Here is a 20,719-nt window from a genome sequence, read left to right as displayed (position 1 = left end):
GTTTGCAATATGACGCCGCGGAACATGAGCTTTGCGCACCATGCACAGTGCACCCCGAATTGCCCCTTTGTGCGACTCGTCCGCATTACTGGATGCATGGTCGATCGGCAGCGCTTTAGTCGGTATTTACGACGAGCGCGATAATCTGCGCCATGCGAACGATGCGTTCCTGCGGGCCTTCAACCTGACAATCGGCGACGTCGCGAGTTTCGATAGCATCATTCACGCATGCTTTCGGGATAAGATCGGAGTCCGAATCGATTCGGACGATCCCGAATCGTTCATTGCGGATGCGCAAGTCCGTCGCCGTCCGTCGCCTTCAGTGGCGCGTCAGCGTTCGTTTCCAATCGATTTCGTCGACGGTACATGGTTCTGGTGCACGGAAACGCTGCTGCCGAGCGGCTGGATCGTGCTGACCGGTGCGGATATCACATCGCTCAAGCAGGCGGAAAGGGAGTTAGCGGCGGCGCGTGACAGCGCGCTGATGCTTAGCCGCGTCGACGAGCTGACCGGCGTGCCGAACCGTCGCTTCGCCTTGTCGAAGCTCGCTAGCGTGCTCAACAGCCTCGACAGCGCAGAAGCGGATTTCAGCGTGGCTTTGCTGGACCTCGATCACTTCAAGTCGATCAACGACACATTCGGCCACGAGACCGGCGATCTCGTGCTGCGGCACTTCGCAAAGCATTGCGTGTCCAGCGTGCGCAGCCTGGATCTGGTGGGCAGGCTCGGCGGGGAGGAGTTTGTGATTCTGCTTCCCGGCCTGAATTCCGAACAGGCCAAGGCGGTCCTCGATCGCATACTCGCGACAGTTCCGCCGGTGCCCGTCAAAGATTGTCAGCCCGCGACCATTTCCGTGGCGTTTTCTGCGGGCGTGACGCAGGCGGCGTGCAACGAGCGTCCCGAGGAAGTGCTGGCGCGTGCCGACAAGGCGCTGTATGCCGCGAAGCATGCGGGGCGCAATCGTGTGGAGATCGATGTCGATGTCCGCGAACGCCATGAGTCGGGGAATTCGTGCGTCGTTTGAAGGGGACGGCGTGCGGTTTCGATTGACGGAGCGGCCGTCGCGGCATTGATCGGCTAACGGGTCGGGCCATGAAGCTATCTGGTCTTACGCGGGAATCGAGCCGCGCGGCTACGTAGCTCGCGCATCGACATCGTGATGGTCCCAGCGGTGTTCATCGCCAGCGCGCATGAAACGCTTGTCTCGCAATGAACCTACATCGAGACACGACATTTCTATCTGGGACCTACAATCAAAAAGGTGCTAATTTACATTATGTCAATTCTAAGGTTGCGCTGGACAGTGTCGAAGCAATCCCTCGCAGCGAGCCTCATCGCGCTGGTGGCGCGACAGCCGCCGCGCAAACTCCTGACACGAAACGTATAGCCGGCACAAAACCGAAGCGATCCATCTCGTCATGCCCGGCCCCGTGAGCTTCGACCGCTTCGGCGCGAACCGCGGCCGACGGGTCTTTTCATGAGCGCGCCGCAGCGGATGAGCGCCGATTAGCCATTCTGGAACTCGATTCCCGACACGGCGCTACCAAGACGCCCCGCCCGCTAGCGCGTCGCCGGACTAAGCGCTCCAGTTCCCAAAAAACCAACCTTCAATCCAGCCCCTTCGTGTTGAGCCTCCGCCAAAGCGTCGTCTTGCTGATGCCGAGCGCCTTGCACACGGCGTCCCGATCGCCGCCGAAAGCGGCCAGCGAAGCGCGCACCTGATCGGCCTCGACCGAACGGCTGAGATCCCGAAGCGATCGATCCACGTTGCTCTCGCGCCGGACATCGAACAACTCCGGCGCAATGGCTCGCAGTTCATTCGACGTGAGCGCGACGGGCCGATCCCCGTCCGTCTCCATGTCCGAAATCTCCACCGCGATGCGCTCGACGACGTTCTGCAACTCGCGCACATTGCCGGGCCACGGATAGTCGCAAAGCGCAGGCGCGAGCGGCGCAAGCACGCGCAGCGCCGCCTCGCGGGACGGCACGCGCAACGCGAGCGCGCGGTCGCGCCTTGCTGCCTGCAACAGCAGCGCCGCCGCCAGCGGCACGATGTCGCCGGAGCGCGCGCGCAACGGCGGCACGGCGATGCTCAGAATGTTGATGCGATAAAAAAGATCGGCCCGAAACGATCCGTTCGCGACGCCGTCGGCGAGCGTGCGATGCGTCGCGGCAATCACGCGGATATCCACGCGCGTCGGCTCCGTCGATCCGAGGCGGATGACTTCTCTTTCCTGCAGCACGCGCAACAGCCGGCTTTGCAGCGAGGGCGGCATCTCGCCGATTTCGTCGAGAAACAACGTGCCGCGATGCGCCGCCTCGATCAACCCCGCTTTGCCGCCCTTGCGCGCACCGGTGAACGCCCCTTCCTCGTAGCCGAAGAGCTCGCTTTCCAGCAGCGCTTCGGGGAACGCGCCGCAGTTCATCGCGACGAACGGAAAGTCCTTGCGCCGGCTCAGCCGATGCATGCTCTGCGCGACCATCTCCTTGCCCGTGCCGCTTTCGCCCAGGATCAGGACGGTCGCATCCGATTTCGCGTAACGGCGCACGAGCGCCCTCACCCGCTCGATCGGCTCGGACTCGCCGACCACGTCCTCCAGCCGGTAGCGCGCGGCGAATTCCTGCGCGCCGCGCCGCGATCGCAGCGAGCGATCCAGCCGCTCGACCGCACGCGATTCCTGAAATGTGAAGATCGTGCCGCCCGATGCGCCGTCGCTCGCCAGCGGACCGCGATGGATCGCATAGCTCACGCCGCGCACCGCGCCGAACACGTCGCCGTCGGCGGCGGGCAAGACGCCATCGAGCTCTGGCGCGACGTCGAGCAGCGCTTGCCCGACCGCACGCGACGGGTCCGCGATTCCCAGCGCATCAGCCAGCCGGCGATTGATCGCTTCGATGCAGCCGGCCGCATCGACGGCGACGACGCCATCGCGAAGATGCTGCAGCAGGTTGTCGAGCCGATCGCGCCGCGCGGCTTCCCGGCGCATTGCGTGGGCGACTTCGAGCGCGGTGTCGAATGCAGCGGCGACGGACGTGCGCGAGTACAGAAACACCGAACTCATGCCCGCGTCCGCCGCAAGATCGGCCACGAGACCGGGGCCGACGACGACATCGACGCGGCGGTCGCGAAGATCCAGCACGAGATTCTCCGCGTCCTGCGCCGAGCGATACGACTCGCAGATCACGTCGATGCCGTACGCGCTGAGGAATCGGCGGATTTCAGCGGGCGTGTCGCCGTGCGTGACGAGCGCGACGCTCGCGCCCTCGCGCCGCGCCTTCGTGAGCGCGTGCATCACGTCGAAGCCGGTCGGACTGATGATGACGACCGGCACCGACACGCGGCCCTTGAGATAAGCGCCGTTGGAGCCGCCCGCGACGACGACGTCCGGCCGCCCCGCGCCCGCGGCTTCGATGCTGCTGGCCGCGTCTTCGAAGCCGAGCGGCACGACATCGAGTTCGGCGCGCCCGGCATACGCGCCGGCGATATCGATGAACAGTTGTCTGAGCCGGCTTATGCCGACGGCCCAGATGCGCGGGCGAGGCGCGGTTTCGGTTTGCATGAAGCGTCCATGTGGAGTGACGGCGCAATGCAGGGAGTATGCGGCATGCGTTTCAGATTCGAAAGGCGCGATTTCAGTTTCGAAATGCGGGTCGCAAACGTAGAGTGGCTTTTGCTGAAGAATCACGTACTTGCGCGCACGATCCATCTTGGCAAGCTACTTGCACGTCACCGCGCATCTTTTCAGGAGGCAATTGTGAATTCCCAAATCCAGACCGTACAGACTGCCGGCGCGCGCTTTCGCCACGCCGTCCGCGAGGAATCGCCGTTGCAGGTCGTCGGCGCGATCACCGCTTATGCCGCGAAAATGGCCGAGGCCGTCGGCTTCAAGGCGCTCTATCTCTCCGGCGGCGGCGTCGCGGCGAATTCGCTCGGCATGCCCGACCTCGGCATCAGCACGATGGAAGACGTGCTGATCGACGCGCGCCGCATCACCGATGCATCCTCATTGCCGCTGATGGTCGATATCGACACCGGCTGGGGCGGCGCCTTCAACATCGCGCGCACGATCCGTTCGTTCATCAAGGCGGGCGTCGCGGCCGTGCATCTGGAGGATCAGGTCGGACAGAAGCGTTGCGGGCATCGGCCGGGCAAGGAAGTCGTGTCCACGAGCGAGATGGTCGATCGCGTGAAGGCCGCCGTCGATGCGCGCACGGACGAGTCGTTCGTTATCATGGCGCGAACCGACGCAGCCGCCTCCGAAGGCATCGACGCGGCGATCGAACGCGCGCTCGCGTATGTCGAAGCGGGCGCGGATATGATCTTCCCCGAAGCGATGAAGACGCTCGACGACTATCGCCGCTTCAAGGCTGCCGTGCGCGTGCCGATCCTCGCGAATCTGACCGAGTTCGGCTCGACGCCCATGTTCACCGTCGAAGAGTTGAAGGGCGCGAACGTGGATATCGCGCTGTATTGCTGCGGCGCGTATCGCGCAATGAACGCGGCAGCGCTGAACTTCTACGAGACCGTGAAGCGCGACGGCACGCAAAAGGCCGCCGTCGAAACGATGCAGACCCGCGCCGATCTCTACGCGTATCTCGGCTATCACGCCTACGAAGACAAGCTGGATCAGCTCTTCGCGGCGAAGAAATAACTCAGGTTCTGGAGACGAATTCAATGAGCGAAGCAGACAACAGCACCGCATCCGTCGGCGCATTCAAGCCGAAGAAGTCCGTCGCGCTGTCAGGCGTGACGGCGGGCAACACCGCGCTGTGTACCGTCGGCAAGACCGGCAACGACCTGCACTATCGCGGCTACGACATTCTCGACGTTGCGACCACGAGTGAATTCGAGGAAATCGCGCATCTGCTCGTGCATGGCAAGCTGCCGAACGTCGCGGAACTGAAGGCGTACAAGACGAAGCTCAAGGCATTGCGCGGCCTGCCCGCGAACCTGAAGGCGGCGCTCGAATGGATTCCCGCGTCGGCGCATCCGATGGACGTCATGCGCACCGGCGTCTCCGTGCTCGGCACCATCCTGCCGGAGAAGGACGATCACAACGTTCCGGGCGCGAAGGACATTGCTGACAAGCTGATGGCGTCGCTCGGTTCGATGCTGCTTTACTGGTACCACTATTCGCACAACGGCAAGCGCATCGAAGTCGAGACCGACGACGATTCCATCGGCGGCCACTTCCTGCATCTGCTGCATGGCGTCGAGCCTTCGCAATCGTGGGTTCAGGCGATGCACGTCTCGCTGAATCTCTACGCCGAACATGAGTTCAATGCATCGACGTTCACGAGCCGCGTGATCGCGGGAACGGGATCGGACATGTACTCCGCGATCACCGGCGCAATCGGCGCGCTGCGCGGCCCGAAGCACGGCGGCGCGAACGAAGTCGCGTTCGAGATTCAATCGCGCTATCAAACGCCCGACGAAGCCGAAGCCGACATTCGCCGCCGCGTCGAAAGCAAGGAAGTCGTGATCGGCTTCGGGCATCCGGTGTACACGATCTCGGACCCGCGCAACAAGGTCATCAAGGAAGTCGCGAAGTCGTTGTCGAAAGAAGCGGGCGACACGAAGCTCTTCGATATTGCCGAACGCCTCGAATCCGTGATGTGGGACGCGAAGAAGATGTTCCCGAACCTCGACTGGTTCAGCGCGGTCTCGTATCACATGATGGGCGTGCCGACCGCGATGTTCACGCCGCTTTTCGTGATCTCGCGCACGTCGGGCTGGGCGGCGCACATCATCGAGCAGCGCATCGACAACAAGATCATCCGGCCGAGCGCGAATTACACCGGTCCCGAGAATTTGAAGTTCGTCCCGCTCGAGAAGCGTGCCTGAGACATCCGAATCACTCGGCGGCGCGCAACGACGCCGCGTTCCGGGTGACGGTGTTTTCCCGACAATACTCTTCACGCATGGCGTGTGATCGCCATGCCATGACCGAAACACGGCAATGAATACTGCACACCGCAAACCCCTGCCCGGCTCCTCGCTCGATTACTTCGACGCACGCGCAGCCGTCGAAGCGCTCGCGCCCGGCGAGTACGACAAGCTGCCCTACACCTCTCGCGTGCTCGCCGAAAACCTCGTGCGCCGCTGCGATCCGGCGATCCTCGAAGCCTCGCTGATGCAGCTCGTCGAAAGAAAGCGCGAGCGCGATTTTCCGTGGTTCCCGGCGCGCGTCGTCTGTCACGACATCCTCGGCCAGACGGCGCTCGTGGATCTCGCCGGACTGCGCGATGCAATCGCCGATCAGGGCGGCGATCCCGCGCAAGTGAATCCGGTGGTGCCGGTGCAGCTCATCGTCGATCATTCGCTCGCGGTGGAATGCGGCGGATTCGATCCGGATGCCTTCGCGAAGAATCGCGCGATCGAAGACCGGCGCAATGAGGATCGCTTCGACTTCATCAACTGGACGAAGAAAGCGTTCAGGAACGTCGATGTGATTCCGCCGGGCAACGGCATCATGCATCAGATCAACCTGGAACGCATGTCGCCGGTGATTCACGCAGTCGATGGCATCGCGTATCCGGATACGCTCGTCGGCACCGACAGCCACACGCCGCACGTCGATGCGCTCGGCGTGATCGCAATCGGCGTCGGCGGCCTCGAAGCCGAGAACGTGATGCTCGGCCGCGCGTCGTGGATGCGGCTGCCGGATATCGTCGGCGTCGAATTGAGCGGCAAGCGGCAGCCGGGCATCACGGCCACCGATATCGTGCTCGCGCTCACCGAATTTCTGCGCAAGGAGAAAGTCGTCGGCGCGTATCTCGAGTTCCACGGCGAAGGCGCATCGAGCCTCACGCTCGGCGACCGCGCGACGATCTCGAACATGGCGCCCGAGTACGGCGCGACCGCCGCGATGTTCTATATCGACGAGCAGACGATCGATTATCTGCGTCTCACCGGCCGCGACGATGTGCAAGTGAGCCTCGTCGAGCGTTATGCAAAAACTGCCGGCCTGTGGGCCGATTCGCTCAAACACGCGGAGTATGAACGCGTACTGCGCTTCGATCTCTCGACGGTCGTGCGCAACATGGCGGGACCGTCGAACCCGCACAAGCGCCTGCCGGTTTCCGAACTGGCGGCGCGCGGCATCGCCGGGAAATGGGAAGAGACGCCCGGGCAGATGCCCGACGGCGCGGTCGTCATTGCCGCGATCACGAGCTGCACGAACACGAGCAATCCGCGCAACGTGATTGCAGCCGCCCTGCTCGCGCGCAATGCGAATGCACAGGGCCTCACGCGCAAGCCGTGGGTGAAGTCGTCGCTCGCGCCGGGCTCGAAGGCGGTCGAGCTGTATTTGCAGGAAGCCGGTTTGCTGACCGATCTGGAGCGGCTCGGCTTCGGCATCGTCGCGTTCGCGTGCACGACGTGCAACGGCATGTCCGGCGCGCTCGACCCCGCCATCCAGCAGGAAATCATCGATCGCGATCTGTATTCGACCGCCGTGCTCTCGGGAAACCGCAACTTCGACGGCCGCATTCATCCGTATGCGAAGCAGGCGTTTCTCGCGTCGCCGCCGCTCGTCGTCGCGTATGCGATCGCGGGCACGATCCGCTTCGACATCGAACGCGATGCGCTGGGCGTCGGCAAGGACGGCCAGCCCGTGTATCTGAAAGACATCTGGCCGAGCGACGAAGAGATCGACGCCATCGTCAGACAGAGCGTGAAGCCCGAACAGTTCCGGCGCGTCTATGAACCGATGTTCGCGCTGACCGCGCAAAGCGGCGAGGCTATCAGCCCGCTCTACGACTGGCGCGCGCAAAGCACCTATATTCGCCGCCCGCCGTACTGGGAAGGCGCGCTCGCGGGCGAACGCACGCTCAAGGGCATGCGTCCGCTCGCGGTGCTCGGCGACAACATCACGACCGACCACCTTTCGCCGTCCAACGCGATTCTCGCGAACAGCGCGGCGGGCGAATATCTCGCGAAGATGGGCTTGCCCGAGGAAGACTTCAATTCATACGCGACGCATCGCGGCGACCATCTGACCGCGCAGCGCGCGACGTTCGCGAATCCGACGCTCGTCAACGAAATGGCGATCGTCGATGGCGAGTTGAAGAAAGGCTCGCTCGCGCGCATCGAACCGGAAGGCCGCGTCACGCGCATGTGGGAAGCGATCGAAACCTACATGGAACGCAAGCAGCCGCTCATCATCGTCGCGGGTGCGGATTACGGACAAGGCTCGTCGCGCGACTGGGCCGCGAAAGGCGTGCGGCTCGCGGGCGTGGAGGCGATCGTCGCGGAAGGGTTCGAACGCATTCATCGCACGAACCTCATCGGCATGGGCGTGCTGCCGCTCGAATTCAAGCCGGGTTCGAATCGCGAGACGTTCGGCATCGACGGCACCGAGACGTATGACGTGATCGGCGAACGCAAGCCGCGCGCCGATCTCACGCTCGTGATGCATCGCAGAAACGGCGAGCGCGTCGAGATTCCGGTGACGTGCCGGCTCGACACGGCCGAAGAAGTGTCGATCTACGAAGCCGGCGGCGTGCTGCAACGTTTCGCGCAGGACTTTCTCGAGTCGTCGAAGGCGGCGGCCTGACATCACAAAGGATTCGAACGACATGACACACAGACCTCAGATCAGGATTCCCGCGACCAACATGCGCGGCGGCACCAGCAAGGGCGTCTTCTTTCGCCTGAACGACTTGCCCGAAGCGGCGCGCGTGCCTGGAGCCGCGCGCGATGCGTTGTTCCTGCGCGTGATCGGCAGCCCGGACCCGTATGGCAAGCAGATCGACGGCATGGGCGGCGCCACGTCCAGCACGAGCAAGACGGTCATCGTTTCGAAAAGCACGCGGCCCGGACATGACGTCGATTACCTCTTCGGCCAGGTGTCGATCGACAAGCCGTTCGTCGACTGGAGCGGCAATTGCGGCAATCTCTCGGCGGCGGTCGGCCCGTTCGCGATCGCGAGCGGCCTCGTCGATCCCGAGCGCGTGCCGGACAACGGCATCGCGATCGTGCGCATCTGGCAGGCGAATATCGGCAAGACGATCATCGCGCATGTGCCGATGACGAGCGGCGCCGTGCAGGAAACCGGCGACTTCGAACTGGACGGCGTGACGTTTCCGGCCGCCGAAGTGCAACTCGAATTTCTCGATCCTGCTGCGGAGGAAGAAGGCGCGCAAGGCGCGATGTTCCCGACGGGCAACGTCGTCGACGATCTCGACGTGCCCGGCATCGGCACCTTCAAGGCGACGATGATCAACGCCGGCATTCCGACGATCTTCGTGAACGCGGACGCCATCGGCTACACCGGTATGGAACTGCAGGACGCGATCAACGGCGACGACGCGGCGCTCACGCGCTTCGAGACCATTCGCGCCTACGGTGCGCTGCGCATGGGGCTGATCGGCAGCCTCGATGAAATCGCGAAGCGTCAGCACACGCCGAAGATCGCGTTCGTCGCGCCGCCGGCGGCGTATGTCGCATCGAGCGGCAAGCGCATCGGCGCGGACGATGTCGATGTGCTCGTGCGCGCGCTATCGATGGGCAAGCTGCATCACGCGATGATGGGCACGGCGGCCGTCGCGATCGGCACGGCCGCGGCGATTCCGGGCACGCTCGTCAATCTCGCGGCGGGCGGCGGCGAGCGCCGGTCCGTGCGGTTCGGCCATCCGTCCGGCACGTTGCGCGTGGGCGCTCAGGCCGTGCAGTCCGGCGGCGAATGGCGCGTCGAGAAGGCCCTGATGAGCCGAAGCGCGAGAGTGCTGATGGAGGGATTCGTCAGGGTTCCCGATCCGGCCTGATGCGGTCGAACGCCGACCGGGTATCGCATGCGGCGATACCCGGTTCGACATCCGCCGCACGGCCTGCCTTTACCGCGCGAGGAACGCCAGCACGGTCTCGTTGAATCGCTCGGCATGCTCCCACTGCGCCCAATGCCCGCAGCGGCCGAACACGAGCAGGTCGGCATTCGGCATGCCCCAGACGAGACGCAAGCCGACGTCCATCGGCACGAAGCGGTCGTCGCGTCCCCAGATGACGAGCGCAGGCACCTTGATTTCGTTCAGCCGATGCCCGTAATCGGGAAACTGCTTCGGGTTCGCGGCGAGACTCTTGACGAAGTTTTCCAGATGATCGCGCCGCGCCAGCATGTTTTGCAGACGCGCCTCCAGCAATTCCTCGGTCATCGTGCTCGCGTCGTACACGAACACGTTGAGCATGCGCTTGATGTTCTCGATCGACGGATCGCGATAGACCGCCTGCAAGAGCTTGATGCCTTCGGTCGGCATCGGCACGAACTGGCTCGGGCCGCCGGTGCCGCCGCCCATCAGCACCAGCTTGCCGACGCGGTCCGGATATGACAGCGCGAACGCCACCGCGCTGTGGCCGCCCATCGAATTGCCGACGAAGTGCACGCGGTCGATGCCGAGCGTATCGAGCACGCCCTTGACGACGCGCGCGTTCAGATCGGAGCGCGAACTCGTGCAGACGATCGAATCGCTCTTGCCCCAGCCCGGGCAGTCGATGAGCAGCACGCGATAGCCCGCATCGGCGAACGCATCGACGTTGCGGTGATAGTTCGCCCAGCCGCTCGCGCCGGGGCCGGAACCGTGCAGCAGCACGAGCGTTTCGCGGCCCGCGCCGGTGTCGTTGTAGTGGATGCGCAGTTCCGTATCGCCTTCCATCACGCTCACGAACTTGCTCGTGGCGGCTTCCGTCCAGGTTTCGTTGGTCGTCATGTTCATGTTCATGTTCCTCAGAGATCGATTCAGATAGATTCGGTTCGAAGTGCGCGCGCAACGTCGGGCGTTTCGCGCGTCAGATTGGCCGCCACGGTGAGCGCGCCGACTGCCGCGATCACGATCAGCGGAATGCTCGACAGCACGAGCATCGATGCGCTCTGGCCCAGCGCGAGCAACTGCCCGGCGATCAGCGGCCCGACCATCGAGCCGACGCGCCCGACGGCCACCGCCGCGCCGACGCCCGTTCCTCGCACCTGCGTCGGATAGGCAGCGCCCGCGAGTGCATAGAGGACCGATTGCCCGCCCACCAGAAACAGTCCTGCCAGCAGTCCGCCGCAGGCCATCGATACGCTGCCGGTGGCGCCCGCCAGCGCAAGCAGCGCCGCCGCGATGCCGACATACATGCCGACGACGACCGGCCGCTTGCCGATACGGTCCATCAGCGCCGCAATGACGATCGCGCCGATGCCGCCGCCGATGTTGAACATCATCTGCACGACGCCCGCCTGCACGCGCGTCAGGCCGCGGCTCACGACCATCGACGGCAGCCAGTTCATCAGGAAGTACAGCACGATCAGCGTGCCGAGATAGCTCGTCCACAGCGCGATGGTCGTGCCCGCGCGCCCTTCCTTCCAGAGCGCCTGCACGACGCCGCCGGGCGCCTGACGGCTCGCCGCGACGAAGTGCGTCGATTCCTTGAGGAACAGCGCGAGCAGCGGCAAGGTCAGGAGCGGCCCGAGACCGCCGACATAGAAAATATGCCGCCAGCCTTCCTCGCCCGGACTCACGATGCCGATGACCGCCGCCAGCGCCGCGCCGAACGGCATGCCGCAGTACATCGCGCCGACGGCGACGCCGCGACGCTCGGGCGGAGCGGCTTCGGCGCATAGCGCGATCAGGTTCGGCATCGCGGCGCCGAGGCCGAGACCGGTCAGGAAGCGCATCGCGAGCAGGCTTTGCAGGTTCCACACCTGTGTCGTCGCGATGGAAAAGACGCCGAAGAGCGTCACCGACAACATCAGCACGCGCTTGCGTCCGATGCCGTCGGCGAGACGTCCGCCGATTGCCGCGCCCGGCAAGAGCCCGAGCGCGCCGATACCGAAAGCCCAGCCGAGTTGCGCGACGGCGAGATGGAACTCGGCCGCCATGCGGGGCGCGGCGACGCCCGTCGATTGCAGGTCGAGCCCTTCCAGCAGCGCGACCACGAGGCACAGGCCGATCGTGAGTGCGCCGCCGGAACGCCCGGGCGCGGTCGTAGAAGGTTTCATCGAGAAGTCTCCGGTTTTGACATGCGGCGCTCTTCATGGCGCTTCGCTGATTCGGGTTGCTCAGGCGTGCGCGGCGCGCTTCTTGAGATCGAGCGCCACGTCGACGATCATGTCTTCCTGGCCGCCGACCATGCGGCGCTTGCCCAGCTCGACGAGGATGTCCACAGCCTTCAGGTCGTATTTGCGCGCGGCGGCTTCCGAATGCCGCAGGAAGCTCGAATACACGCCTGCATAACCGAGCGCGAGCGTCTCGCGGTCCACGCGAACCGGACGATCCTGCAGCGGGCGCACGATGTCATCGGCTGCGTCCATCAGCGTGTACAGATCGGTGCCGTGGTTCCATCCCATGCGCTCGGCTGCCGCGATGAACACTTCCAGCGGCGCGTTGCCCGCGCCCGCGCCCATGCCCGCGAGACTCGCGTCGACGCGATCGCAGCGCTCTTCCACCGCGACGATCGAGTTCGCGACGCCGAGCGACAGGTTGTGATGCGCGTGCATGCCGGTCTGCGTCTCCGGCTTCAATGCGCCCTTCAGCGCGCGGAAGCGATCGCGTACATCGTTCATGTTCAGCGCGCCGCCCGAATCGACCACATAGATGCAGGTCGCGCCGTAGCTTTCCATCTTCTTCGCCTCGACGACGAGGTTCTCCGGCGTCGTCATGTGGCTCATCATCAGAAAGCCGACGGTGTCCATGCCGAGTTCGCGGGCGTACTCGATATGCTGCTTCGACACGTCCGCCTCGGTGCAGTGCGTCGCGACGCGCACGACGCGCGCACCGGCGTCGTAAGCGGCTTTGAGGTCGTGGATCGTGCCGATGCCCGGCAAGAGCAGCGTCGCGACCTTCGCGTGCCGGACCACGTCCGCGACGGCCTCGATCCATTCGAGATCGCTGTGCGCGCCGAAGCCATAGTTGAAGCTCGAACCTTGCAAGCCGTCGCCGTGTGCGACTTCGATGCTGTCCACCTTCGCCTTGTCGAGCGCGCGGGCGATCGCCTGCACATCGTCGATCGAGTATTGATGACGGATCGCGTGCATGCCGTCGCGCAGGGTCACGTCGGAGATATAGAGTTTCTTGTCCATGTTGCCGTCCATTTAGGCTGCTGTGTCCACGAGCGTCGCGGCCATGCGCTCGGCGGTGGCGAGCGCGGCGGACGTCATGATGTCGAGATTGCCGGCATACGCGGGCAGGTAATGCGCCGCGCCTTCGACTTCGATGAAGATCGATGTTTTGAGGCCGCTGAACTTGCCGAGGCCCGGAATATTGAGCGGCGCGTTCTCGGGAATCACGTCGAACTGGACCTTCTGCTTCAGGCGATAGCCCGGCACATACGCGTTCACGGCCTTGGCCATCTCTTCGACGGATACCTCGACCTCGGTTTGATCGGCGGCTTCGGACAGCACATACACCGTGTCGCGCATCATGAGCGGCGGCTCGGCCGGGTTCAGCACGATGATCGCCTTGCCTTTGGCCGCCCCGCCTACCGCTTCGATCGCCTTCGACGTGGTCTCGGTGAACTCGTCGATATTCGCGCGCGTGCCCGGACCCGCCGACTTGCTGCTGATCGACGCGACGATTTCCGCGTAATGCGTCTTCGCGACGCGCGACACGGCGGCCACCATCGGAATGGTCGCCTGCCCGCCGCAGGTGACCATGTTGACGTTGAGCGCATCGAGATGCGCGTCGAGGTTGACCACCGGCACGCAGTAGGGGCCGATGGCCGCCGGCGTCAGGTCGATCATGCGGATGCCGGGCTTGAGCCGGCGCAGGAACGCGTCGTTCTTCACGTGCGCACCGGCAGACGTCGCATCGAACACGAAGTCGATCTCGTCGAATACGGGCAGGCGCGTCAAGCCTTCGACGCCTTCGTGCGTGGTCGCCACGCCGAGCCGCGCCGCGCGCGCCAGCCCGTCCGACGCCGGATCGATGCCGACCATCGCCGCGACTTCGAGGTGCTCGCTGCGGCGCATGATCTTGATCATCAGATCCGTGCCGATGTTGCCCGAGCCGATGATCGCGGCCTTGCGTTTGGGATTGTCAGTTGCCATCGAGTGTCTCCGTATGTTTCGTGAATCATTCGCCGAAGGTGGCGCGCACGCTGCCGAGACCTTCGATCTCCGTCAGGTATGAACCGGGTCCTTTCACCGCGACCATCGCGCCGAGCGCGCCGGTCAGCACGACGTCGCCCGCGCGCAGGGGCGTGCCGAGCTGCACCATGCGGTCCGCGAGCCACGCGGCGGCGTTGAGCGGATTGCCGAGGCACGCCGCGCCGTTGCCGCGCGACAGCACTTCGCCGTCGCGGGAAAGCGTCATGGCGCATGCCGTCAGATCGATGTCGCGCAGCAGCACCGGACGGCTGCCGAGCACGAAGAGCCCGCTCGACGCGTTGTCGGCGACGGTGTCGAAAAAGCGGATGTTCCAGTCGCGGATGCGGCTGTCCACCACTTCGATCGCGGCGACGGCGTAGGCGGTGGCACGCATCAGATCGGCGAAGGTGTGCTTGTCGGCGGTGAGATCGCGGTCGAGCACGAGCGCGATCTCGGCTTCGACCTTCGGCTGAATCAGCGATGCGAGCGGCATCGGCTGGTTGTCGCCGTAGGCCATCGACGCGAAGAGCGTGCCGAAGTCCGGCTGATCGACGCCGAGCTGTTGCTGCACCGCTGCCGACGTAAGCCCGATCTTCCTGCCGACGATGCGCTCGCCCTGCTCCACGCGCAGATCGGCGTTGATCTTTTGAATGGCATAGGCGCTCGCCACGTCGCCTGCTTGCGCTTCATCGCGCACGGGCGCGATCGCCTCGCGCGATGCTTGCGCGTCGCGCAGGCGCGCAGCGATCGATTGAATGTCCGGCATTTGCTTGTCTCCTTTCATGCGCGTTCGTTGTCAGTGGCGGCAGCGATACGCAACGGCGCGCGTTCGGCCGAGTGCGCGTGCATCGCGCCGAAGCCCGCGATCCATTCGGGAATCGCGCGGTAATAGTCGATCGACGCTTCGTAAGGCCCGCACGCCGCGAGCGCGCCGAACGCCGCGATCCATGTGCGGACTTCGTGCGCCGATTTGCCGGCATCGCCCGTGATCGCGTCGTTGGTGAAACCGTCGGCGGCGGCGACGTCACCGCGCGCCAGCAGGTCCAGAAAAGCCCAGTCCCACGCCGGATTCAGCGGATGCAGACGGCTGTCGCCCGAGGCGAACGCTTTCGCCGCCGCGACCGTGCGCGACTGACGCGCCTCGCGCGATTCGGGCGATGGATTGCGTCCCGCGATCAGACGTTCGGCCACGACGTCATCCGCGCCGTGAATCTCCGGAACCGGCGGCTCATGCGAAATGCCGCCCGAACCGATCAGCAACACGCGCCGCTGGGAACCCGCGACGAAGCGGCCGATGGCCTCGCCGAGCAGCCGCGCGCGGCGGCACGAAGCCATCGGCGGCGCGACCGAATTGATGAACACCGGCACGACCGGATAGCGATCGAGACCGCCCGTCAGGATGTCGAGCGCCTGCGCGCAACCGTGATCGACCTGCATGCGATACGACACGGCGACGTCGATATCGCTCGCGAGCACGGCATCGGCGAGCGCGAGCGCGGCTTCCTGCGGGACGCGAAGCGGCCCGGCCGCGCTGCCGAAGTCGCCGATGGCCGTCGCGTTCACGCCGATGCAGAACTGCGGCATCACGTCGTAAAAGAAGCCGTTGTAGTGATCGGGCGCGAACACGATCACGAGTTCGGGATCGAACCGGCGCACGCGCTCGCGTGCCGCCTGTTGCATCCGTTCGACTTCCGCGACGACTTCCGGCGCGGGGTCGTAGTAGCCGGAGAGCGGCGTATGCGACATGCATTCGAGATGGATCGTCATGTCAGGCTCCTTCGGTGACGATGTCGCGGGAACGCGTGCGTTCCGCCGGCGTTTCAGCCGCCGGTACGAACGCGAGCTTTTGCGCGAGTTGCATGACGTGATCGGAGGCGCACTGGGGCGAGCACATCGACGCCACGAAGCGGTCAGGGCGCAACAGCACGACCGATTCGGGCAGGCGCGCGAACCAGTCCTTCAGACGCGCGTCGATATCGCCGAGCGCGATCACGCCTTCGGGCACGTCGTCATGAAACGCGAGTTGCGTGTCCGGCTTCGCGATGACGAACACGCCGCCCAGCGACGTCCAGATGCGCCGCGCTTCGGGCGTGAGGCAGAACGTCGGGTCCGCGCCCCAGCCGATCATCGCGAAGCGATTGCCGATGGCATCGTCGAAGCGCGCGATCGCGCCATCCGCGAGACGCACGCGCGGCTGAATGAACATGCGGCCCACCGGCGTATGCGCGTGCGGATCGCGGCCGTGCACCACGCGCCCGATCCACGATTCGCGCTTCTCGCTCATGAGTCCGAGCAGGCGGCCGAGCGCCGAATGACCGCCCTTCGCGATCATGCGGGCAAGCACACCGTCGCGCCGCTCGCGCGGCTCCAGCAGCACGGCGCCTTCCTCGTAGCGCGGCATCGGCTTGAAGCGCATCTCCACGAAATAGCGCTTCATGGTAGGGAGCACGTTGAAACTGCGCACGAAGGCATCGCGCACCTTCGAGCCGAAGAAGCTCGTCGGCGCGAAGATGTCGCCGGCCACTTCGGAGAGATGGATCATCGAGCGCGCATGGGCGCGGCGTTCCATCGTGTAGCTGTCGAGCAGCGCGTCGCCCGCGACGCCCTTCACGACCATCGCGAGCTTCCAGCCGAGATTGCTGGCGTCGCGGATGCCGCTGTTGTAGCCCTGGCCCTGCCACACGGGCATGATGTGCGCGGCGTCGCCGGCGAGCAGGATGCGCTTCACGCGAAACGTGCTCGCGAGCCGCGCGTTGTGCGTATAGACGCGCTGACGGATGTAATCCACCTTGTGCGGGTCGGCCACGACGTTTTTCACGAGCGCCGCCATGTTCTCCGGCTTCGAAAGCTCCTCTTCGGTCTCGCCCGGCATCACCATGAACTCGAAGCGGCGAATGCCGTGCGGCAGCGCGGCGGAGACATAGGGACGCTTTGCATCGCAATGAAGATAGATGTGCGGCGAGCCGATAGGATCATGGCGCACGTCGATCACGATCCACTGATTCGGCTTCGTGCGGCCTTCGAACGGCACGTCGAGCGTGCGGCGCACGAAGCTGTTGCCGCCGTCCGCGCCGACCAGATAGGCCGCGCGCACGGTCTTGCGCGCGCCACTGGCGTCCGTCACGTCGACGATCACGCCGTCTTGGTCCTGAGCGACACTCTCGACCGTATGGCCGAGCAAGGTCTCGACATGCGCGAAACGCGCAAGGCCGCGGTACAGCAGTTCATCCGCGAGCGGCTGAAGGAAGGCGTTGCGGCGCGGCCAGCCGAATTCGTCGGTGCGCGGTTCGATCGACGCGAAGCACTTGCCCTTCAGCGTGAAGCGCATCCAGTGATTCGGCGTCGTGTGCGGCAGCAGGTCGTCGGCAAGGCCGATCGACTGGAAGACGCGCAATGCTTCGTCATCCAGACCAATGGCGCGCGGATAATCGATGATCTGCGGGAGCTTCTCCACGAGCACGACGCGCACGCCCTGCAAGCCGAGAATGTTCGCGATCATCAGCCCGACGGGACCGGCTCCGATGATGGCGACATCGGCGTGAATCGTCTGCTGCGAGGTTTTTGAAGGATGAGCGCGGCCGTTGCCGGCCGCCGGATCGAAGGCGGGGCGCATGCTTGTCTCCTGAATGTATTTGTCGACCGCCCGGCGAGACGCGGCGGAAGCGAGGTGTCTTTATTAGATGATGTGTGCAGTCTATGGGCGGCCACCAACGCGCTCAACAAAATCTCGAATTTGTGCATAGAATGCACATGCCTGATTCAGAAGGAGATTTCGCGGTGGCAACCTATACCAATGTGCGTGGCCTCGCGCGCGGCCTCGACGTGCTGCGCGCCCTGAACGCGATGGAAGGCGGACGCGCGACGAGCCAGCAGATCGCGGAATTGACGGGCCTGCATCGCACGACGGCGCGCCGCCTGCTGGAAACGCTGATGGAAGAAGGATTCGTGCGCAGAAGCGCGTCGGACGACAGCTTTCGTCTCACGCTCGCGGTGCGTTCGCTGAGCGAAGGCTTCACGGATACGGAGCGCGTCGCCACCGTCGCACCGCCGATCATGGGACAACTGCTGCAGCGCGTCGCGTGGCCGTCCGATCTCACGACGCCCGATGGCGATGCGATGATCATCCGCGAGACGACGCATCGCTTCAGCCAGTTGTCGTTTCATCGCGCGATGGTCGGACGCCGTCTGCCGATGCTGTTGACCGCGGCGGGTCGCGCCTATTTCGCGACGTGTCCCGACGAGCAGCGCGAAGACATCCTGGAACTGCTGCGATCGGGTTCGGGCGGCGAAGAGCAGCAGACCATCGCGCGCAACGACAGTCTCGTGTCGAGCCTGATCCGGCGCGTGCGCGAAGACGGCTTCGGGACGAATTTCGGCGACTGGACCGCACAGGCGAAGATCGGCGCGGTGGCGGTCGCCATCAAGGACAAGGATCGCGTTCTCGCGAGTCTGAACGTGGTGTTCCTGTCGCGCGCGGTGACGCTCGCGGAAGCCGTGCGCCGCTATGTGCCGCCCCTGCAGGAGGCGGCGGCGGAAGTGGTCGCCGCACTGGAAGGAAAGTAGCGCCGCTGCCCAAGCGGCGCGGCAGGACCGAGGCTCGCCCTGTTCGGGAGCCTCGGTCAGGGAATGCGCCGCTCTCAGGCGTGCGCGGCGCGCTTCTTGAGGTCGAGCGCCACGTCGACGATCATGTCTTCCTGGCCGCCGACCATGCGGCGCTTGCCCAGCTCGACGAGGATATCGACGGCCTTCAGGTCGTATTTACGCGCGGCGGCTTCCGAATGCCGCAGGAAGCTCGAATACACGCCCGCATAACCGAGCGCCAGCGTCTCGCGATCCACGCGAACCGGACGATCCTGCAACGGACGCACGATGTCGTCGGCTGCGTCCATCAGCGTGTAGAGATCGGTGCCGTGGTTCCATCCCATGCGCTCGGCTGCCGCGATGAACACTTCGAGCGGCGCGTTGCCCGCGCCCGCGCCCATGCCCGCGAGCGATGCATCGACGCGATCGCAGCCCTCTTCCACCGCGACGATCGAGTTCGCGACGCCGAGCGACAGGTTGTGATGCGCGTGCATGCCGGTGTGCGTCTCCGGCCTCAATGCGCCCTTCAGCGCGCGGAAGCGATCGCGCACATCGTTCATGTTGAGCGCGCCGCCGGAATCGACTACATAGATGCAGGTCGCGCCGTAGCTTTCCATCTTCTTCGCCTCGACGACGAGATTCTCCGGCGTCGTCATGTGGCTCATCATCAGGAAGCCGACTGTGTCCATGCCGAGTTCGCGGGCGTACTCGATATGCTGCTTTGACACGTCCGCTTCGGTGCAGTGCGTCGCGACGCGCACGACGCGCGCGCCAGCGTCGTAAGCGGCTTTCAGATCGTGGATCGTGCCGATGCCCGGCAAGAGCAGCGTCGCGACCTTCGCGTGCTGGACTACGTCCGCGACGGCCTCGATCCATTCGAGATCGCTGTGCGCGCCGAAGCCATAGTTGAAGCTCGAACCCTGCAGGCCGTCGCCGTGTGCGACTTCGATGCTGTCCACCTTCGCCTTGTCGAGCGCGCGGGCGATCGCCTGCACATCGTCGATCGAGTATTGATGACGGATCGCGTGCATGCCGTCGCGCAGGGTCACGTCGGAGACATAGAGTTTCTTGCCGGTATTGTTCGCGTTCATGCGAGCACTCCCTGAAGCATCGACTGAGCCATGCGCTCCGCAGTCGCGAGGCCGGCGGATGTCATGATGTCGAGATTGCCGGCGTAGGCCGGCAGATAGTGAGCGGCGCCTTCGACTTCGAGGAACACCGACGTTTTGAGGCCGCTGAACTTGCCGAGGCCCGGAATATTGAGCGGCGCGTTCTCGGGAATCGCGTCGAACTGTACCTTCTGTTTCAGGCGGTAGCCCGGCACGTAGGCGTTCACGGCGGCGACCGTTTCTTCGATCGATTTCTCGATCTTCTCCTGATCGGCCAGCGCGGACAGCGTGTACACCGTGTCGCGCATCATCATGGGCGGCTCGGCTGGGTTCAGCACGATGATCGCCTTGCCCTTCGATGCGCCGCCGACTACTTCGATCGCCCGCGACGTCGTTTCCGTGAACTCGTCGATATTCGCGCGCGTGCCCGGACCCGCCGACTTGCTGCTGATCGACGCGACGATTTCCGCGTAATGCACCTTGGCGACGCGCGAGACCGCCGCCACCATCGGGATCGTGGCCTGACCGCCGCACGTGACCATGTTCACGTTGAGCGCATCGAGGTGAGTGTCGAGATTGACCACCGGCACGCAGTACGGACCGATCGCCGCAGGCGTCAAGTCGATCACGCGGATGCCGGGCTTGCGTTCACGGAGAAACGCGTCGTTCTTGATGTGCGCGCCGGCCGAGGTCGCGTCGAACACCACGTCGATGTCCGCGAAAACCGGCAGGTTCACGAGACCTCGAACGCCTTCGTGCGTCGTCGCCACACCCAGACGCGCGGCGCGCGCGAGACCGTCCGAGTTCGCGTCGATGCCGACCATCGCGCCCATTTCCAGATACTTGCCGTGCCGCATGATCTTGATCATCAGGTCGGTGCCGATATTGCCCGACCCGATGATCGCGGCCTTGAGTTTTGCCGAAGCCATTTCGTTTCCTGAGAGTGTGTTGAGTTGCCGGCCAGCAATC

16 protein-coding genes are annotated in these 20,719 nt (G+C 64.7%); 6 read left to right on the top strand and 10 right to left on the bottom strand.

Annotated features, from left to right (window positions below; genetic code table 11):
• The first annotated feature begins 40 nt into the window (after positions 1 to 40).
• On the top strand, positions 41 to 1,024 hold the full coding sequence (locus LDZ27_RS23440) for a sensor domain-containing diguanylate cyclase (RefSeq protein ID WP_244818022.1): 984 nt from the start codon (positions 41 to 43) through the stop codon (positions 1,022 to 1,024).
• Positions 1,025 to 1,607: 583 nt separating this feature from the next.
• Here LDZ27_RS23440 and prpR read toward each other — a convergent pair.
• Positions 1,608 to 3,560, bottom strand: coding sequence for a propionate catabolism operon regulatory protein PrpR (gene prpR, locus LDZ27_RS23435; RefSeq protein WP_244817501.1), 1,953 nt, complete (start codon positions 3,558 to 3,560; stop codon positions 1,608 to 1,610).
• A 195-nt stretch (positions 3,561 to 3,755) separates the two neighbouring features.
• Here prpR and prpB point away from each other — a divergent pair, with 195 nt between their 5' ends.
• From prpB to prpF, 4 genes are all read left to right on the top strand, one after another.
• Positions 3,756 to 4,652: a methylisocitrate lyase gene (gene prpB, locus LDZ27_RS23430; RefSeq protein ID WP_244817500.1), complete on the top strand. Its 897-nt coding sequence runs from the start codon at positions 3,756 to 3,758 to the stop codon at positions 4,650 to 4,652.
• Between the two features lie 23 nt (positions 4,653 to 4,675).
• Positions 4,676 to 5,845: a 2-methylcitrate synthase gene (prpC, locus tag LDZ27_RS23425; RefSeq protein ID WP_244817499.1), complete on the top strand. Its 1,170-nt coding sequence runs from the start codon at positions 4,676 to 4,678 to the stop codon at positions 5,843 to 5,845.
• A 115-nt stretch (positions 5,846 to 5,960) separates the two neighbouring features.
• Entirely contained in the window at positions 5,961 to 8,558 is a 2,598-nt protein-coding gene (gene acnD, locus LDZ27_RS23420) for a Fe/S-dependent 2-methylisocitrate dehydratase AcnD (RefSeq protein ID WP_244817498.1), read from the top strand.
• Between the two features lie 22 nt (positions 8,559 to 8,580).
• Positions 8,581 to 9,768 (top strand): 2-methylaconitate cis-trans isomerase PrpF, encoded by a 1,188-nt coding sequence (prpF, locus tag LDZ27_RS23415; RefSeq protein ID WP_244817497.1) that lies wholly within the window; start codon positions 8,581 to 8,583, stop codon positions 9,766 to 9,768.
• A gap of 69 nt (positions 9,769 to 9,837) precedes the next feature.
• Here the strand turns inward: prpF and LDZ27_RS23410 are convergent, their stop codons facing one another.
• From LDZ27_RS23410 to LDZ27_RS23380, 7 genes are read right to left on the bottom strand one after another with little or no spacing between them, the layout of a single operon-like run.
• Positions 9,838 to 10,704, bottom strand: coding sequence for an alpha/beta fold hydrolase (locus LDZ27_RS23410; RefSeq protein ID WP_244818021.1), 867 nt, complete (start codon positions 10,702 to 10,704; stop codon positions 9,838 to 9,840).
• A gap of 29 nt (positions 10,705 to 10,733) precedes the next feature.
• Complete coding sequence (mhpT, locus tag LDZ27_RS23405; RefSeq protein WP_244817496.1) at positions 10,734 to 11,975, bottom strand: 3-(3-hydroxy-phenyl)propionate transporter MhpT; 1,242 nt, start codon at positions 11,973 to 11,975, stop codon at positions 10,734 to 10,736.
• 60 nt (positions 11,976 to 12,035) lie between these two features.
• Entirely contained in the window at positions 12,036 to 13,055 is a 1,020-nt protein-coding gene (gene dmpG, locus LDZ27_RS23400) for a 4-hydroxy-2-oxovalerate aldolase (RefSeq protein WP_244817495.1), read from the bottom strand.
• A gap of 12 nt (positions 13,056 to 13,067) precedes the next feature.
• Positions 13,068 to 14,021 (bottom strand): acetaldehyde dehydrogenase (acetylating), encoded by a 954-nt coding sequence (locus tag LDZ27_RS23395; RefSeq protein ID WP_244817494.1) that lies wholly within the window; start codon positions 14,019 to 14,021, stop codon positions 13,068 to 13,070.
• Positions 14,022 to 14,046: 25 nt separating this feature from the next.
• Positions 14,047 to 14,826 (bottom strand): 2-keto-4-pentenoate hydratase, encoded by a 780-nt coding sequence (gene mhpD / locus LDZ27_RS23390; protein WP_244817493.1) that lies wholly within the window; start codon positions 14,824 to 14,826, stop codon positions 14,047 to 14,049.
• Positions 14,827 to 14,840: 14 nt separating this feature from the next.
• Positions 14,841 to 15,827, bottom strand: a complete 987-nt coding sequence (locus tag LDZ27_RS23385) for a 3-carboxyethylcatechol 2,3-dioxygenase (RefSeq protein WP_244817492.1) — start codon at positions 15,825 to 15,827, stop codon at positions 14,841 to 14,843.
• Position 15,828: 1 nt separating this feature from the next.
• Positions 15,829 to 17,673, bottom strand: coding sequence for a bifunctional 3-(3-hydroxy-phenyl)propionate/3-hydroxycinnamic acid hydroxylase (locus LDZ27_RS23380; RefSeq protein ID WP_244817491.1), 1,845 nt, complete (start codon positions 17,671 to 17,673; stop codon positions 15,829 to 15,831).
• Between the two features lie 164 nt (positions 17,674 to 17,837).
• Here LDZ27_RS23380 and LDZ27_RS23375 point away from each other — a divergent pair, with 164 nt between their 5' ends.
• Entirely contained in the window at positions 17,838 to 18,623 is a 786-nt protein-coding gene (locus tag LDZ27_RS23375; protein WP_244817490.1) for a DNA-binding transcriptional regulator, read from the top strand.
• Between the two features lie 74 nt (positions 18,624 to 18,697).
• Here LDZ27_RS23375 and dmpG (LDZ27_RS23370) read toward each other — a convergent pair whose 3' ends face one another.
• Both dmpG (LDZ27_RS23370) and LDZ27_RS23365 read right to left on the bottom strand, forming a co-directional pair.
• Positions 18,698 to 19,732: a 4-hydroxy-2-oxovalerate aldolase gene (gene dmpG, locus LDZ27_RS23370; RefSeq protein WP_244817489.1), complete on the bottom strand. Its 1,035-nt coding sequence runs from the start codon at positions 19,730 to 19,732 to the stop codon at positions 18,698 to 18,700.
• A complete protein-coding gene (locus LDZ27_RS23365; RefSeq protein ID WP_244817488.1) occupies positions 19,729 to 20,679 on the bottom strand; it encodes an acetaldehyde dehydrogenase (acetylating) in 951 nt (316 codons plus the stop codon). Before LDZ27_RS23365 ends, dmpG (LDZ27_RS23370) begins: the two co-directional genes overlap by 4 nt.
• Positions 20,680 to 20,719 lie beyond the last annotated feature (40 nt).

Source organism: Caballeronia sp. Lep1P3, from assembly GCF_022879595.1.
GTDB lineage: Bacteria > Pseudomonadota > Gammaproteobacteria > Burkholderiales > Burkholderiaceae > Caballeronia.
This window is presented reverse-complemented; position numbering and strand designations above follow the sequence as displayed.